Annotated in this window: 13 protein-coding genes; 9 read left to right on the top strand and 4 right to left on the bottom strand. The window is 61.1% G+C overall.

Going from position 1 to position 15,322, the window contains the following annotated elements; translation table 11 throughout:
* The first annotated feature begins 433 nt into the window (after positions 1–433).
* The 5 genes from CQ13_RS00465 (at position 434) to CQ13_RS00445 (ending at position 4,813) form a co-directional block, all read left to right on the top strand.
* On the top strand, positions 434–1,885 hold the full coding sequence (locus CQ13_RS00465) for a hypothetical protein (RefSeq protein WP_057841066.1): 1,452 nt from the start codon (positions 434–436) through the stop codon (positions 1,883–1,885).
* A gap of 62 nt (positions 1,886–1,947) precedes the next feature.
* On the top strand, positions 1,948–2,775 hold the full coding sequence (locus CQ13_RS00460; RefSeq protein ID WP_057841065.1) for a sterol desaturase family protein: 828 nt from the start codon (positions 1,948–1,950) through the stop codon (positions 2,773–2,775).
* A gap of 136 nt (positions 2,776–2,911) precedes the next feature.
* A complete protein-coding gene (locus tag CQ13_RS00455) occupies positions 2,912–3,412 on the top strand; it encodes a pilus assembly protein N-terminal domain-containing protein (protein ID WP_057841064.1) in 501 nt (166 codons plus the stop codon).
* A 203-nt stretch (positions 3,413–3,615) separates the two neighbouring features.
* A complete protein-coding gene (locus tag CQ13_RS00450; RefSeq protein WP_057841063.1) occupies positions 3,616–4,173 on the top strand; it encodes a TadE/TadG family type IV pilus assembly protein in 558 nt (185 codons plus the stop codon).
* A 19-nt stretch (positions 4,174–4,192) separates the two neighbouring features.
* Positions 4,193–4,813, top strand: a complete 621-nt coding sequence (locus tag CQ13_RS00445; RefSeq protein ID WP_245308965.1) for a TadE/TadG family type IV pilus assembly protein — start codon at positions 4,193–4,195, stop codon at positions 4,811–4,813.
* Between the two features lie 827 nt (positions 4,814–5,640).
* On the opposite strand, the gene CQ13_RS00440 is transcribed toward CQ13_RS00445, so the two are convergent.
* From CQ13_RS00440 to CQ13_RS00425, 4 genes are all read right to left on the bottom strand, one after another.
* Positions 5,641–7,224, bottom strand: coding sequence for a pilus assembly protein TadG-related protein (locus CQ13_RS00440; protein WP_057841061.1), 1,584 nt, complete (start codon positions 7,222–7,224; stop codon positions 5,641–5,643).
* A gap of 282 nt (positions 7,225–7,506) precedes the next feature.
* Complete coding sequence (locus tag CQ13_RS00435) at positions 7,507–7,719, bottom strand: cold-shock protein (protein ID WP_002714433.1); 213 nt, start codon at positions 7,717–7,719, stop codon at positions 7,507–7,509.
* Between the two features lie 268 nt (positions 7,720–7,987).
* A complete protein-coding gene (gene infA, locus CQ13_RS00430) occupies positions 7,988–8,275 on the bottom strand; it encodes a translation initiation factor IF-1 (protein ID WP_028349326.1) in 288 nt (95 codons plus the stop codon).
* Positions 8,276–8,298: 23 nt separating this feature from the next.
* Positions 8,299–9,741, bottom strand: a complete 1,443-nt coding sequence (locus tag CQ13_RS00425) for a DEAD/DEAH box helicase (protein WP_156433415.1) — start codon at positions 9,739–9,741, stop codon at positions 8,299–8,301.
* 544 nt (positions 9,742–10,285) lie between these two features.
* On the opposite strand from CQ13_RS00425, the gene urtA reads away from it, so the two are divergent.
* The 4 genes from urtA (at position 10,286) to urtD (ending at position 15,303) form a co-directional block, all read left to right on the top strand.
* Complete coding sequence (urtA, locus tag CQ13_RS00420; RefSeq protein ID WP_057841060.1) at positions 10,286–11,602, top strand: urea ABC transporter substrate-binding protein; 1,317 nt, start codon at positions 10,286–10,288, stop codon at positions 11,600–11,602.
* 158 nt (positions 11,603–11,760) lie between these two features.
* Entirely contained in the window at positions 11,761–13,374 is a 1,614-nt protein-coding gene (gene urtB / locus CQ13_RS00410; protein WP_057841058.1) for an urea ABC transporter permease subunit UrtB, read from the top strand.
* Complete coding sequence (gene urtC, locus CQ13_RS00405; RefSeq protein ID WP_057841057.1) at positions 13,371–14,537, top strand: urea ABC transporter permease subunit UrtC; 1,167 nt, start codon at positions 13,371–13,373, stop codon at positions 14,535–14,537. Before urtB ends, urtC begins: the two co-directional genes overlap by 4 nt.
* Positions 14,538–14,541: 4 nt before the next feature.
* Positions 14,542–15,303: an urea ABC transporter ATP-binding protein UrtD gene (urtD, locus tag CQ13_RS00400; protein WP_057841056.1), complete on the top strand. Its 762-nt coding sequence runs from the start codon at positions 14,542–14,544 to the stop codon at positions 15,301–15,303.
* Positions 15,304–15,322: the final 19 nt, after the last annotated feature.

Here is a 15,322-nt window from a genome sequence, read left to right as displayed (position 1 = left end):
ACCATGGCGTCACCCTAGGGTGCGACAATTTCGGCGCAGTTAATTCAACCGTGCAAAAATGCTTGGAACTTGCAGTTCTTGAGCACAGTAAACACTGCATTAAGGCGTTCGATAAAATGCAAGCTGCGACTGCGGGGTCGTTCGTCGCGATCGTGCAGTGTCGGGCGACTCCTTTGATTCACGGCCCCTTAAGCGCGAGCGGATACCCTTTGTGCTCCACGATCGAACGAGGCCGTCATGACCGGTTTGCCAATGGAAGTCATCAAGGTGGTAGACGAGACGACGTTCCAGTCACGATCGCGCTCACCCTCGTGTTCGCGGTACTCTCGCATTTCTGGGCCTGCAATCCCGGCAAGCCCTGGTGGCGCAGGCGCGAGTTCATCACCGACCTCTGTTGCTGGTTCTTCGTGCCGGTCTCTTGCGGGCTGATGGCATGAATACAATTACTGCGGCGGCTACCAATGAGAAGTCTACCATCCTCGGCCAGGTACCTGCATGGCTATGGATCGGCATCGGTGTCTACGCGCTGCTATTGAGCAATGGCGGCATGTTGCTGAACGATTCCGATACCTACTGGCAGATCACCGTGGGCCAGTGGATCCTCGATCACCACGCCTTGCCGCGCACCGACAGCTATTCCTTCACCAAGGCCGGAGAGCCATGGACATCGTCGTCCTGGCTGGCGCAGGTGCTGTATGCGGCAAGCTATAATCTGGCGGGCTGGACCGGGCCGGTGGTTCTCGCCTCGAGCTGCATCGCCGCAACCTTCGCACTGCTCGCTCATATTCTCGGCCGCCGCATCCCCGCGGTCCATGCCGTCACCTTCGCGATGGCGGCGTCGGCGCTTTCGATGGAGCATTTTCTGGCGCGGCCGCATGTGCTGGCGCTGCCGATCATGCTTGCGTGGGCAAACGGCCTTATGTCGGCGAGCGAGCGCGGCCAGGCGCCGTCGCCATGGCTGCTCTCGTTGATCGCGGTGTGGGCGAACCTGCACGGCGGATTCGTGTTTGGCCTGGTGCTGGTCGGCGCGTTCGCGCTGGATGCGCTGTGGAATGCCGATCGGACGCAGCAAAAACAGCTGGTGCTGCGCTGGGCTGCGTTCGGCATCGGCGCGCTGGCGGCCTGCTGCGCCACGCCTTACGGGTGGGGATCGATCCTCGCCGCACGCAAGATTCTCGATCTCGGCGAACTCCTGCATCTGATCTCTGAATGGACGCCGGCGGACTTCAGCAAGTTCGGCGCGTTCGAGATGGCGATCCTCACGCTGATCGCCGGCGCACTTCACGGCGGCGTCAAGCTTTCCCCGCCGCGGATCGCGCTGGTGCTGGGCCTTTTGCACATGGCGTTGTCGCATGTCAGGAACTTCGAGATCTTCGCATTGCTGCTGCCGATCGTGGTACTCGCGCCGGTGGCGTCGCAGTTCGCGCTGCGGCCGGCCTGGTCTGCCCGCACCCGCGCCCCGACGGCTGTGATAGCGGCAGTAATGGTCCTGCTCGGCGGCTGGACATGGCTGCTCGCGGCCAACACCACGTTTGCACCGCCCGAAAGGCAGTCGCCTTCCGCGGCCGTCGATGCGCTGAAGGCGCATAATCCGAAGCGGGTTCTCAATGACCTTCCGTTCGGCGGCTATCTGATCTGGCGGCAGACGCCCGTGTTCGTCGACGGGCGCGCCGAGCTCTACGGCGAAGCGTTCGAAATGGCCTATTACCGTGCGCTCAAGCTCAAGGACGTCAACCAGTTTCTCGACATTCTCAAGAGCTGGGATATCGACGCGGTGCTGCTGACGCCGTCTACGCCTGCGGTCGGCCTGCTCGATCATATTGGCGGCTGGCGGCGCGCCTACGCCGATGAGAATGCGGTGCTGCACGTTCGCACGGCCAACTGATCCGGCCGATCTTTTGGGGACGCCAACTGGCGGGCGAGCTGGGATTCTGGTACGCGGGCCGGATGAACCTGCCGATCGAAGTCGTCGAGATGCTGGGCCAGACCCTGGCCAAGGTGGTGCCGGTCACGATCGCGCTGGCGCTATTGTTCTCGGTGCTTTCGCATTTCTGGGCATGCAATCCCGGTAAGCCCTGGTGGCGCAAGCGCGAACTCGTCACCGACATCTGCTACTGGTTCCTGGTGCCGCTGTTCTTGCGCGTGTTCCGCATCGCCCTGTTGGTGCTCGGCGCCGCGCTGGTGTTCGGAATTCGCGACGCCGACGAGCTGATCGCCTTCTACGACAACGGCCACGGCCCGTTGTCGAGGCTGCCGTTGTGGCTGCAGGCGATCCTGTTTCTGGTCGCAACCGATTTCATGATGTACTGGCTGCACCGCATGTTTCATGGCGGCGGGTTCTGGAAATACCACGCCATTCACCATTCGTCGGAGGATGTCGACTGGATCTCGGCGGCGCGCTTTCACCCCGTCAACCTGCTGCTAGGTACCATCGGGGTCGACGTCGCGCTGCTGATGGCCGGCATTTCGCCGGGCGTGATGCTCTGGCTCGGCCCGTTCAACATGTTCCTTTCGGCGTTCGTTCACGCCAACCTCAACTGGACCCTCGGACCGTTCAAGTACGTTGTGGCAACGCCGGTGTTTCACCGTTGGCACCACACCGCGCGCGAAGAAGGCGGCGACAGCAATTTCGCGGGCACCTTTCCCCTCTGGGACATCCTGTTCGGAACCTTCCGGATGCCCTCGGATCGCCTGCCGGAGCAGTACGGCGTGGAAGATCAGTCCTCGTTCCCGCGCGAGATGATTGGGCAACTGGCTTACCCATTCCGCAAATAGGCCGGCGGCGGATTTCTTGCCCCATTTCAGGGTCTATTTGCCCTTTGTTCATGAATTGTCGTCAGATTCGTCCGTGTCGGGCGCCGGTTCCGCTGCGTATCGCCATCGCCGGCTTGTTGATGCCCCGGGGTAAAGTATGTCGTTCAAGTTCCCGCGTATTCGCGCACGTGCGCGTTTTGGATTGCGTTCCCTCGCTGCAGGAATCCTGCTGTGGCCGGCCGTCGGCCTGGCCTCGCCCGATCCCGACCGTATCGCCGTCTATGTCGATCAGGCGAAGCTCGTGAAGCTTCCCGCCAAGGTCTCCACCATCGTGGTCGGAAATCCGCTGATTGCGGACGTCACGCTGCAGAGCGGCGGCATCGTCGTCGTCACCGGCAAGGGCTACGGCGCGACCAATTTCATCGCCATGGACCGCAACGGCGACGTGCTGGTCGATCGTCAGATTCAGGTCGAAGGCCCGACCGATCAGCTCGTCACCGTCTATCGCGGCGTCGAGCGCGAATCCTATAGCTGCATGCCGATCTGCCAGCGCCGCGTCACCCTCGGCGACGGCGAGAACTACTTCAAGGCGGCGATCGATCAGGCCGGTTCTCTCAGCGGTCAAGCCAGTGGCGCTGGGGCTAAATCGGCAAACTGATTTTCGGTTCTGATTGAATCAGAACCGAAGCTCCAGTTGGCGCATCCGGTACATTATCCTGTCCACGATTCGATCTCGCTCAGAACATTGTTAACGCCCGGTTAGCGGGCGGGGCCGCTCTCCCTCGATTCGACGAAACACTTCCACAATCACTTTCAGGTAGTTCTTGCAGGCGGATAATCGCTGCCGTCTGGGATCTTTCGATGTCGTCACCCGCTGCTGCAACAGCCTCTGTAAGAAACGCACTGTACCGATTTCGCCACAACCGCCGGGGTTCGGCCGCCGTCGAGTTTGCGCTGATTGCGCCGTTGTTCTTCGGCATGCTGTTTGCGATTCTCGAGACGGCGATTATTTTTTTTGCAGGCCAGCTTCTGGACCATGGAATGCAGCAAAGCGCGCGGCTGATGCTCACGCATCAAGCCCAGGATAGCGGCATGGACGAAACTGCGTTCAAGACGGACCTCTGCAATCGCATCAAGGTGATGTTTAATTGCGACGGCGGCAATCTGGCCAACCTTAATGTGGATGTGAAGGTCTTTCCCCCGGGCACCGCGATCACGATTACCGCTCCGGTCGTCGGTGGAAACCTGACCGGACCTTTCTCATATTCTCTGCCGGCAGTCGGCTCTCCCAATACCGTCGTCATTCGCGCTTTTTATAAATGGCCGCTGTATGTGACGGGATTAGGCTACGACATCGCAAATCTCAACGGCAGGCAGCGGCTGCTCGCTGCGACCGCCGCTTTTCATGTAGAGCCGTGATACGATGATGGTATCCCAGATGCAGAAGGTGTCACTTCGCGTGCGCGGCTTGTTGGATGATCGCAGCGGCCTCGCGGCGATCGAGTTTGCCATGATCTTTCCGCTGATGGTGGTGATGTTCTTCGGAGTGGTCGAGGTTTCGTCGGCCATTTCTGTGGATCGCAAGGCTACCCTGGTGGCGCGAACGCTTTCCGATCTGACCTCTCAGATGAAGAGCGTGGTGGATGCCGATATCATCAGTTTTGGCGAAGCGGCAAAGGCGATCATGACACCCTACCCGGCGTCGCCGTTGGTATCCTCGATCACGGAAGTTTACGTCGATAGCGCGACGGGGGTCGCTCGGGTTCAGTGGAGCAAGGGTTTGACGATCGATACGGGAGGCGGTGTCACGATCGCGTCGACGCCGCCTCATAATGAGGGTGACGTTGTAGTGTTGCCTCCAGCTCTCGTCGTGGCCAAGGGGACATACGTGATCTGGAGCGAGGTCAGCTACAAGTATACGCCGGCCATCGGTTATGTGCTGGCGACGACAGGTGTTACCTATAGCGATGCCGCCTTCACGCGTCCGCGCCTGGAACTCTGCGTTAAATATCGAGCATCCGCTTCGGATCCCCTCCCTCCCGACTGTCCGAAGCTATGACGGCAGCAGTCTGCGACAACCTTCGCAATTCGTAGCGTTCACCGCGACCTTCTCCTGGAGGAGGACCGGCGCTGTATTCGTGGGTTGCATTGGTTCAGGCAGCGGTAAGGGCGGGTTTGATCCGGTGCATCGGAAAGCCGCTTCCGTACAGCAGCACTGCATTTTGAGCGCGTACGTCCAACTCTCCACTGACCGACACAAGGCGGCCTCTGCCCAACGCCATCGTGGGGCTTTGAGCTGTGCATGATCCGGACCAGAAGGGGCGCGTTAGTCTTACCGCGTCATAGCCGCTCAACCCCTCATCCTGAGGAGCCCGCCAACGGCTCGCGCGAATGCGCGCCCAGCGACGAGCGCAAGGCGCTCGCGGAGTGATGACAGGCTCCGCGGACGTCTCGAAGGATGTGGGTCACAGACGGGCCGCATGGTTGGAGAGGCGCGTTCCGCGCTCCTCGTCACGAGGGGCTTATGACACAGTGAAGTTAGCGCAAAAGGGGAGGCCAGTTTTCCTCGGGACAAACGCGAAGCGCTTGCCCGGAGTCATGCTCAGACAGAGACATTAGATCCCGACCCGTTTCAGTTTTGATCGGATCAGGGTCTAATGCGCGCGCCAAGCAATCCGGAATTCCTCCATCTATCGCCTGTCTGGGCTGGCTACCGAACGGACCCACCGATCTCATTGTGATCGTTCTGGGCGCTCGCCGTCTGGGATAGAACGCGAGAGAAAACGTCGGCCTGGTGGGCCATACGTGGTCTTTGCCGAGTTCGAAGACGAGGGCCCGCGGCCGAATAGCCCCATTGGAGACTGATGGCCGGCCGCTGCTGCCAGGTCATTGCGTAATATGTGCGGTCTGCAGCGCGTGCTTGAACATGGCGTCCAGCGCCTTCTCGATCTCTTTGGGCGTGCTCGCGGTGTAGAAGAAGCCAGGCGACGCGCATTTCTTTAGACTGCCCGGAATATACTGAATGTTGTTGTTGGCATAGGTGCCTTCATTGCCGGCAAAGCTCGTATTCACGGGATCGATCTTTTCATAGGGAATGTAGAGCACGGAAACGATGATGCCGCGGCTCTTGAGGGTTTCGCAGGAGGGAACGGTCGTCAGGGTGTTCTGGAGATCAATCGTGGTAGCGCGGTTGCTGCCGGACCAGGAGCCGTTGGGAACGCCTTTCACCTGGTTGTTTTGGGCGCCGTCGGTGACGAGGAAGACGTAAGGCTGCGGGGTGGTCGGCGTGCTGCCGTCGCCGACGGGGCCGGAGCCGGTGCCGATTTTGGCATTGATCGACTCAAGCGCGGCACCGATATGCGTGCCGCCGGAGCCAAGGTTTGCATTTATATTTGTATCAAGCTGCGTGGCGAGGTTTGCGGCCGCGTAGTTGATGGTGCCGGGGCTGGTGGGAGAGCCGTTGATGCTGCTGGTCAGCGGAAAATAGGCGTAGAGATACCGAATGAACGGGTAGAGGCCAATCCGGAACTGGTTGTCAACCTTCTTGGAGTCGTTCGCAGTTTTGAACAACTCGGTCAAGGCGTAGCCGACCGCGTCGAGGCGCAACTGGATGCAGGCGTCGGTACCGTCGGTCGGGCAGGATGAAACCGGCGGCAAGGCCGCATACAACGAATTCGGCAGGCCGTCCGCCATCGTATTTGAAAGCTTCTTGCCCGCAGGATAAGTCGAACTTACTGTCGTGTTCGAGAGAAGACCCTTGTAGCCGCTTTGGCTGACGCGCGAGATCGCATAGCCCATACAGTAGTTGTTCGTTGGGTATGCCTGGGTCCCGGTATTGGTGCAGGCGCTGTTCTGCGGCGCAAAATGGCAGGCGAAGGCGCAGCCGGTGGGATATTGGCGATAGTTATCCGGGTTGACTTGGGCAAGCCGCGTCTGCTCGGCGCCCGTCGATGCAAGGCCCATCGACCCCGAGACGTCCAGCGTCAGATAAAAATCGAGGTACGGCGGCAGCGAGGCGGCCGAGCTTGAAATGCCTGTTACCGTCAGCTTCTGAAACCCAAGCACTTTCATGAAGGTCACCGGTACCTCGGCAGTGAACTGGACGCTGGCAGCCAGTTTTATTCCGGTCTTCGTAACGGTGCTGGTGCGAACCAGGTTGTGGTAGCCCGTGATCCCGCTCATGTTGGCGTCAAAGACATTATTGGCATCGGTAACGCCGGCGGTTACCGAGCCGTTGCCAGACATCACCGAAGCCGCGAGAAAGCCAGGCGACTTCTGCGCAAGCGCGGCAATGCTTGCGGCATCTGCCGCGGATTGCAGTTTTGCCTTCATTCTGGTCGCGAGCGAGTAATCCACCGCAGAACCAACGGCCGATATCAGGGGGATCGCCGCGATCCCGAAAATTATCGCGATATTGCCGCGTTGATCGCGGCGGAAACGGGAAAGACACTGCTTAAGACGAAATGGCACGACAACGCCCCTTGGCTATCCAAAAGCGCGTGATCGTAGTCCTGGCCTCCCTAAGTGCCCCTTAATCTGATTGCCGAAAAACAGGCCGATCTCGGATGTGACCGATTTCAGCAGCCGTGGGTTACGATCTCTTTACTACGTGGGCTCGGCGAAGGCGCAACGCCTGCGCGTTCTTCGCCGATCGCCAAATCACTCGCATCGGCCAAATAAAAAGGCCGCGCATCAGCGCGGCCTTTTCAAATTTTCGAACTGGATTTCTCGGCCGAGGCCCGAAGAAATCCCTTATCCGGCGGCGCGCAGATTGTCGGCCGAAGATTTGCCAGAGCGGCGATCTGCCACGATTTCGTAGGAGATCTTCTGGCCTTCACGCAACGTTCCGAGGCCGGCACGCTCGACAGCGCTGATGTGTACGAACACGTCATTGCCGCCGTCATCCGGCTGGATGAAGCCATAGCCCTTGGTAGCGTTAAACCACTTCACGGTTCCCATGCTCACGGGGGTAGTCCCTTCTCAGATAGACAAGTCGTAGCCCACCTTTCGACGGGCTGGTGAGATCGAATTTTTGGAAGGGTCGTCAGCGTCTAAACCGGCTGTACCGGTGGATAGCTAATGTCGTCCGGCCGAAAATCGATACCTAATATTATTCGATAGTAGGGTTCAAAACAATCCTGACGTGCGATTTTTTGATTCGGACGGCCGGCCGCCTTCGCTCGCGCGCGACGCGGCCGCGTCGGCGCGATTTCGAGCGGCGTTTACGATCTGTTTACCGGCGGCGGAACTGGCCGCCGCGCGGCGGCGCGCCACGCGGGGCGCCCGGCGTTGACGGGCGCTCGTCCTTGTGTCGGAAGATCAGGCGACCCTTCTCCAGATCGTACGGCGACATCTCGATCGTCACGCGATCGCCTGCCAGCGTCTTGATCCGGTTCTTCTTCATCTTGCCCGCGGTATAGGCAACAATCTCGTGTCCGGCATCGAGCTGCACGCGATAGCGCGCGTCGGGGAGAATTTCGGTCACCAGTCCTTCGAACTGGATCAGCTCTTCTTTAGCCATGGTGGTCTCCAGGTCGATCGAGGCTAGCGCTGCGGTCGGCGGTTACGGTTCGGTTGATTATTCGGACGGCTCTCGCGATGCAAGAAGGCGACGCCCTGAATGCCCTCGCTTTGGCCGGCCTGACTCTTGCCGGCCTGCTGGGCCGGACGCGGCGCTTCGTGCCTGTTCGGCTGCTGCGCATTATTACCACCACCGCGGCGGTGTCGGCGAGGGCCTTTTGCGCTTGGGGCCGCTTCATGGGAACGGCTAGCATGGACGCGTGTTCCAGGCCGTCCGCCCCGGTGCTGGGCGGGGGCCGGCGCCGCATCACGGTGGCCCGGCGTCCTTCGGTCTTCCCGCGGCAGCGCAATGCGAATCAGCCGCTCGATGTCGCGCAGATAGCCCATTTCCTCGGCGCCCGCGATCAGCGAGATCGCCACGCCCTCGGCGCCGGCGCGCGCGGTGCGGCCGATGCGGTGGACATAGGTTTCGGGAACATTGGGCAGGTCGAAATTCACCACATGGCTGATGCCGTCGACATCGATGCCGCGGGCTGCAATGTCGGTGGCGACCAGGGTGCGGATCTCGCCGGTGCGGAACGCCGCCAGCACGCGCTCGCGGTGGTTCTGCGACTTGTTGCCGTGAATGGCGTTGGCGTCGATGCCGGCCTTGGCCAGCACCTTCACGACCTTGTCGGCGCCGTGCTTGGTGCGGGTGAAGATCAGCGCGCGATCGACCGGTTCCTGCTTCAGGAGCTGCGCCAGCACGGCCGATTTGGCCGCGAAATCGACCTGGATGATGCGCTGGGTGATGCGCTCGACGGTCGAGGCCACCGGTGTCACCGCCACACGGGCGGGGGCGCGCAGCATGGATTCGGCGAGTTCCGCGATATCCTTCGGCATGGTGGCCGAGAAGAACAGCGTCTGCCGCTTGATCGGCAGCTTGGCGACGACTTTGCGGATGTCGTTGATGAAGCCCATGTCGAGCATACGGTCGGCTTCGTCGAGCACCAGGAACTCGACCTGGTTCAGCTTCAGCCCGTTGCTTTGGACGAGATCGAGCAGGCGGCCGGGGGTCGCCACCATCACTTCGATGCCCTGCATGACCGAGCGGACCTGGCGGCCCATCGGCACGCCGCCGATCGCGAGCGCCGAGGTCAGGCGGATGTGGCGGCCATAGGCGTTGAAGCTGTCGAGGATCTGGCCTGACAGTTCGCGAGTCGGCGACAGCACCAGCACGCGGCAGCTCTTCGGCTGCGGCCGAGTGCGGTTCTCCAGGATCCGGTGCAGGATCGGCAGCGCAAACGCCGCGGTCTTGCCGGTGCCGGTCTGGGCGATGCCGACGACGTCACGGCCTGTCAATGCGATGGGAATGGTCTGGGCCTGGATGGGCGTGGGCGTGTGGTAATTTTCTTCCTTGAGCGCACGCGAGATGGGATCGGCAAGGCCGAAATCCTGAAAGGAGGTCAAAAGGGTGGTTCTTTCCATTAAAAAGGGCAGGCGCCCGGCGATATCAGCCAGGAGCGCGCGGGTGTGTCAGAGACACCCGCGTGTTTGGGGCGTCGGTTTTGCTAGCTGAAGGGGGCAAGCCAGAAACCGTAAAACGGGATCAGAACACGCGGCTCGCAAGGACCTGATGATTCTCTAGGTCACGATAGTCATATGGAGCACTTGCGCGCCGCTTTCAAGGTGAATTCGGCGCGCCTCGCCAGCGCGGTTAAAAGAAACCGATCGGCCAGATCGCTTCGTGCCGCCGGGCCAACCTAAACGATCAAAATTCGTGCAAGAAATTTAACCAAATTGCGGCATTTGCACAAAAAACAGATACTTTGCCGCCAAAGCATACATTTATACTGTCTAATAAATAGGCAGATTTCCCGCCGGCGATTTTCGCGTAGCCGGAATTTTCAAGCGATTATAGGAGTTTATCCGGCCATCGAGCGATGGCATGGTTCTTGCGATTCCCTTAACCGCAGGCGGCCGTGGGGCCGTTTCGCAGCGTTCAACGCCTGCGTCAGGGAGATGACATTTCATGGTTACCAAATTGACTCACGATATAGCGACGCTGAGCCGCCGCCGCTGGCTGGCGGCCACTGCCGGCCTGATTTTGGGTCTGGCTGCGTTCTCGAACGCCAAGGCGCAGGAGACCATCAAGGTCGGCGTCCTGCATTCGCTTTCCGGCACCATGGCCATTAGCGAAACCACGCTGAAGGACACCATTCTCTTCCTGATCGAGGAGCAGAACAAGAAGGGCGGCGTGCTCGGCAAGAAGCTCGAGCCTGTCGTCGTCGACCCCGCTTCGAACTGGCCGCTGTTTGCCGAAAAGGCCCGCGAGTTGATCACCAAGGACAAGGTTTCGGTCGTGTTCGGCTGCTGGACCTCGGTGTCACGCAAGTCCGTGCTGCCGGTATTCAAGGAACTGAACTCGATCCTGTTCTACCCCGTGCAATACGAGGGCGAGGAGAGCGAGCGCAACGTGTTCTACACCGGCGCGGCGCCGAACCAGCAGGCGATCCCCGCCGTCGACTATTTGATGAAGGACGAGAAGGTGAAGCGCTGGGTGCTGGCCGGCACCGACTACGTCTATCCGCGCACCACCAACAAGATCCTCGAAGCCTACTTGAAGTCGAAGGGCGTCAAGCAGGAAGACATCATGATCAACTACACGCCGTTTGGTCATAGTGACTGGCAAACGATCGTGGCCGACATCAAGAAGTTCGGCTCGGCCGGCAAGAAGACCGCCGTGGTCTCCACCATCAACGGCGACGCCAACGTTCCCTTCTACAAGGAACTCGGCAACCAGGGCATCAAGGCGACCGACATTCCGGTGGTCGCGTTCTCGGTCGGTGAAGAAGAACTCGCCGGCATCGATACCAAGCCGCTGCTCGGCCATCTCGCCGCCTGGAACTACTTCCAGTCGATCAAGTCGCCCGAGAACGAGAAGTTCATCAAGGCCTGGCAGGCCTACACCAAGAATCCGAAGCGCGTGACCAACGACCCGATGGAAGCGCACGTCATCGGCTTCGAAATGTGGGTCAAGGCGGTCGAGAAGGTGAAGTCGACCGATCCGGACAAGGTGATCGACGCGCTGCCCGGCATCGAAGCCAAGAACCTGACCGGCGGCACCTCCAAGATGCTGCCCAACCATCACATCACCAAGCCTGTGTTCATCGGCGAAATCAAAGCCAACGGCCAGTTCGACGTGGTGTGGAAGACCCCGGGCCTTGTCGCTGGCGACGCCTGGTCGAAGGAGCTCGAGGGCTCCAAGGACCTGATCGGCGACTGGGTCGGCAAGAAGTGCGGCAACTACAACACCAAGATCAACAAGTGCGGCGGTCAGGGCTCCTGATCCCGATCTGATCCGACAGGATCATGATCTCGATCTGATCCGACAGGATCGGGATCGCCTGATTGCAATAAAGAACTTCCAAGAGTTCTTCGAAGAGAACGACGGGAGAAGGCGGTGGTGCCGCCGCCTTCCCCCCATACTCCTGCCGGGGTTGCATTGTGTCTGCCAATTTCCTTGATCGCCTTCGCGCGCTTTTGCTCGCGATTTCCCTCGCCGTAGCCTTTGCAGCGCCGGCGCTGGCGGGCCCGTTCGAGGACGCGGTCGCCAAGTTCGCCAACGACGATTTTTCCGACACCGATGAGGCGATCGGCGCGGTCGCGACCTCGGGCAATCCGCTGGCTTTTCCGATCATCAGTGCGCTGCAGGACGGAAGGCTGTCCGCCGATCCGGATACCAAGAAAGTTTTCATCACGCAGGCCGACGGCAGGGTCATCGATGCTGCGACCGGCGCTGCCGTGGACAAGCTGCCGGACAATGCGGCCGCCGTCCGCCTCAACAACCGCTTGCGCCGCGCCGTCGAGGCCGCGCTCGGCGGGTTGACGCTGTTGTCACCGGACCCGGCCAAGCGGATCGCGGCGGCGCAATCGGTGTTCAAGAGCCATGAGGAGAGTGCGCTGCCGGTGATCGACGGCGCCCTGGCGAAAGAGACCAACAAGTCCGTCAAGGCCGCCTTCGCGGAAGCCCGCGCCGCCATCCTGCTCTACAAGTCTGACGCGACCGAGGTCGAGAAGCTCGAGGCGGTTGCCGTCGTCAAGGCGCGCGGCGATCAGGAGGCGATGGCGCTGCTGACGGGCTTGGGCAATGACCTGCCGCCCAATGTCGCGCGCGCCGCAGCAAGCGCGATCGCCTCGATCCAGAGCAATCTTGCGATGTGGTCGATGGTCCAGAACGCCTGGTACGGCCTGTCGCTAGGATCGGTGCTGCTGCTCGCCGCAATCGGCCTCGCCATCACCTTCGGCGTAATGGGCGTCATCAACATGGCGCATGGCGAGATGGTGATGCTGGGCGCCTACACCACCTTCGTGGTGCAGGAGGTCATTCGCAGCAATTATCCTGGCCTGTTCGATTATTCGCTGCTGATCGCGGTGCCGCTGGCGTTCCTCGTCGCGGGCGCCGTCGGCGTGCTGATCGAGCGCGGCATCATCCGTTTCCTCTATGGCCGCCCGTTGGAAACGCTGCTCGCGACCTGGGGCCTGTCGCTGGTATTGCAGCAGGCCGTGCGCACCGCGTTCGGCCCCACCAACCGCGAGGTCGGCAATCCCTCCTGGATGAGCGGCGCGTTCGAGCTCGGGCAGATCACCATCACCTACAACCGGCTCTGGATCCTCTGCTTTACGCTGGCCGTGTTCGTCATCCTGCTCGCCATGCTGCGCTACACCGCGCTCGGACTCGAAATGCGCGCTGTGACACAGAACCGGCGCATGGCGGCCTCGATGGGCATCGCCACCTCGCGCGTCGATGCACTGACCTTCGGTCTCGGCTCGGGGATCGCCGGGATTGCCGGCGTGGCGCTGTCGCAGATCGACAATGTCAGCCCCAATCTCGGCCAGAGCTATATCATCGATAGCTTCATGGTCGTCGTTTTCGGCGGTGTCGGCAATCTCTGGGGCACGCTGGTCGGCGCCTTCACACTCGGCATCGCCAACAAGTTCCTGGAGCCGGTGGCGGGCGCCGTCCTCGGCAAGATCGCCATCCTGGTGCTGATCATCCTGTTCATCCAGAAACGTCCGCGCGGCCTGTTCGCGCTCAAAGGCCGGGCGGTGGAAGCATGACGCCGCATATCCTCACGCGCTCGCTCGATCGCAGCGCCACCGTCTTCCTGGTGGTGGTCGCCGGCCTCGGCGTGCTGATCCCGCTCTCCAATCTCCTGCTGCCTTCAGGCTCGGCGCTGCAGGTGCCGACCTATCTTGTCGCGTTGTTCGGCAAATACGCCTGCTACGCCATTTTGGCGCTCTCGATTGACCTGATCTGGGGCTATTGCGGCATTCTCTCGCTCGGCCACGGCGCGTTCTTCGCGCTCGGCGGCTACGCCATGGGCATGTACCTGATGCGCCAGATCGGCAGCCGCGGCGTCTACGGCAATCCGATCCTGCCCGACTTCATGGTGTTCCTGAACTATCCGGCGCTGCCCTGGTACTGGCACGGCTTTGATATGTTCTGGTTCGCGGCGCTGATGGTCGTTCTTGTTCCCGGCCTGCTCGCGTTCTGCTTCGGCTGGCTGGCGTTCCGCTCCCGCGTCACCGGCGTCTATCTCTCGATCATCACCCAGGCCATGACCTATGCGCTGCTTCTGGCGTTCTTCCGCAACGATTTCGGCTTCGGCGGCAATAACGGCCTGACCGACTTCAAGGACATCCTCGGCTTCAACGTGCAGGCCGACGGCACCCGCGCCGCTCTGTTCGCGCTGAGCTGCTTGGCGCTGATCGTGGCCTTCCTGATCTGCCGGGCGGTCGTGACGTCGAAGCTCGGCAAGGTCTTGATTGCAATCCGCGACGCCGAGTCCCGCACCCGTTTCCTCGGCTACCGCGTCGAATCCTACAAGCTGTTCGTGTTCACGCTGTCGGCCTGCATGGCCGGTGTCGCCGGCGCGCTCTACGTGCCGCAAGTCGGCATCATCAATCCGAGCGAATATGCACCGGGCAACTCCATCGAAGCGGTGATCTGGGTCGCCGTCGGCGGCCGCGGCACGCTGGTGGGCGCCGCGCTTGGCGCTGTCGTCGTCAACTACGCAAAAACCTACTTCACCTCAGGCCCGCTGGCGCCATACTGGCTGTTCATGCTGGGCGCGCTGTTCATCCTGGTGACGCTGCTCCTGCCAAAGGGGATCGTCGGCACCTTCAACGCCTGGCGGGAGTCCCGGAAGGCAACCGAAAAAGCCAATGCCGAAAGCGCTGCGCTCGAAGACGGCGTCGGCGAACCGAAGCCGGCGGAGTGAGCGCATGAGTGTCATGGAGGGAAGGACCACTTCGGCGCTGCTCTACCTCGACGGTGTGCATGTCTCGTTCGACGGCTTTCACGCCATCAACAATCTCTCGCTCACCCTCGAGCCAGGCGAGATGCGGGCCATCATCGGCCCGAACGGCGCCGGCAAGACCACGATGATGGACATCATCACCGGTAAGACAAAGCCGGACGAAGGCACAGTGCTGTTCGATGGCATGATCGACCTGACGCGGCTGGATGAGACCCATATCGCCGAACTCGGCATTGGCCGCAAATTCCAGAAGCCGACGGTGTTCGAGAGCCAGACCATCGAGGACAATCTGTTGCTGGCGCTCAATGTCGATCACAGCGTCAAGGGCACGCTGTTCTGGCGCGGCAGCAGGGACGAATCCGAGCGGATCGACCGCGTGCTCGAAACCATCCGCCTGACCGATGCACGCAACCGTCTTGCGGGCAGCCTGTCACACGGCCAGAAGCAGTGGCTGGAGATCGGCATGCTGCTGGCACAGGACCCAAAACTGCTGCTGGTCGACGAACCGGTCGCGGGCATGACCGATGTCGAGACGCATCAGACCGCCGAGCTTCTGAAGGAAATCAACAAGGAAAAGACCGTCATGGTCGTCGAGCACGACATGACCTTCGTGCGCGAGCTCGGCGTCAAGGTCACCTGCCTGCACGAAGGCACGGTGCTGGCGGAGGGGACCATCGATCAGGTCTCATCGAACGAGCGCGTGATCGAAGTGTATCTGGGAAGATAGGCGAATGGCGGGTTGCGAG

Source organism: Bradyrhizobium retamae (genome assembly GCF_001440415.1).
Classification (GTDB): Bacteria; Pseudomonadota; Alphaproteobacteria; order Rhizobiales; family Xanthobacteraceae; genus Bradyrhizobium; species Bradyrhizobium retamae.
Note: the sequence above shows the minus strand (reverse complement) of the source record. Positions and strands in the feature narration are given on the sequence as shown.

What these genes read in the sequence shown, in the direction of transcription:
- CQ13_RS00465 (WP_057841066.1), top strand. Translation starts at nt 434, where the DNA reads ATGAATACAATTACTGCGGCGGCTACCAATGAGAAGTCTACCATCCTC.
- CQ13_RS00460 (WP_057841065.1), top strand. Translation starts at nt 1,948, where the DNA reads ATGAACCTGCCGATCGAAGTCGTCGAGATGCTGGGCCAGACCCTGGCC.
- CQ13_RS00455 (WP_057841064.1), top strand. Translation starts at nt 2,912, where the DNA reads ATGTCGTTCAAGTTCCCGCGTATTCGCGCACGTGCGCGTTTTGGATTG.
- CQ13_RS00450 (WP_057841063.1), top strand. Translation starts at nt 3,616, where the DNA reads ATGTCGTCACCCGCTGCTGCAACAGCCTCTGTAAGAAACGCACTGTAC.
- CQ13_RS00445 (WP_245308965.1), top strand. Translation starts at nt 4,193, where the DNA reads ATGCAGAAGGTGTCACTTCGCGTGCGCGGCTTGTTGGATGATCGCAGC.
- infA (WP_028349326.1), bottom strand. Translation starts at nt 8,275, where the DNA reads ATGGCTAAAGAAGAGCTGATCCAGTTCGAAGGACTGGTGACCGAAATT.
- CQ13_RS00425 (WP_156433415.1), bottom strand. Translation starts at nt 9,741, where the DNA reads ATGGAAAGAACCACCCTTTTGACCTCCTTTCAGGATTTCGGCCTTGCC.
- urtA (WP_057841060.1), top strand. Translation starts at nt 10,286, where the DNA reads ATGGTTACCAAATTGACTCACGATATAGCGACGCTGAGCCGCCGCCGC.
- urtC (WP_057841057.1), top strand. Translation starts at nt 13,371, where the DNA reads ATGACGCCGCATATCCTCACGCGCTCGCTCGATCGCAGCGCCACCGTC.
- urtD (WP_057841056.1), top strand. Translation starts at nt 14,542, where the DNA reads ATGAGTGTCATGGAGGGAAGGACCACTTCGGCGCTGCTCTACCTCGAC.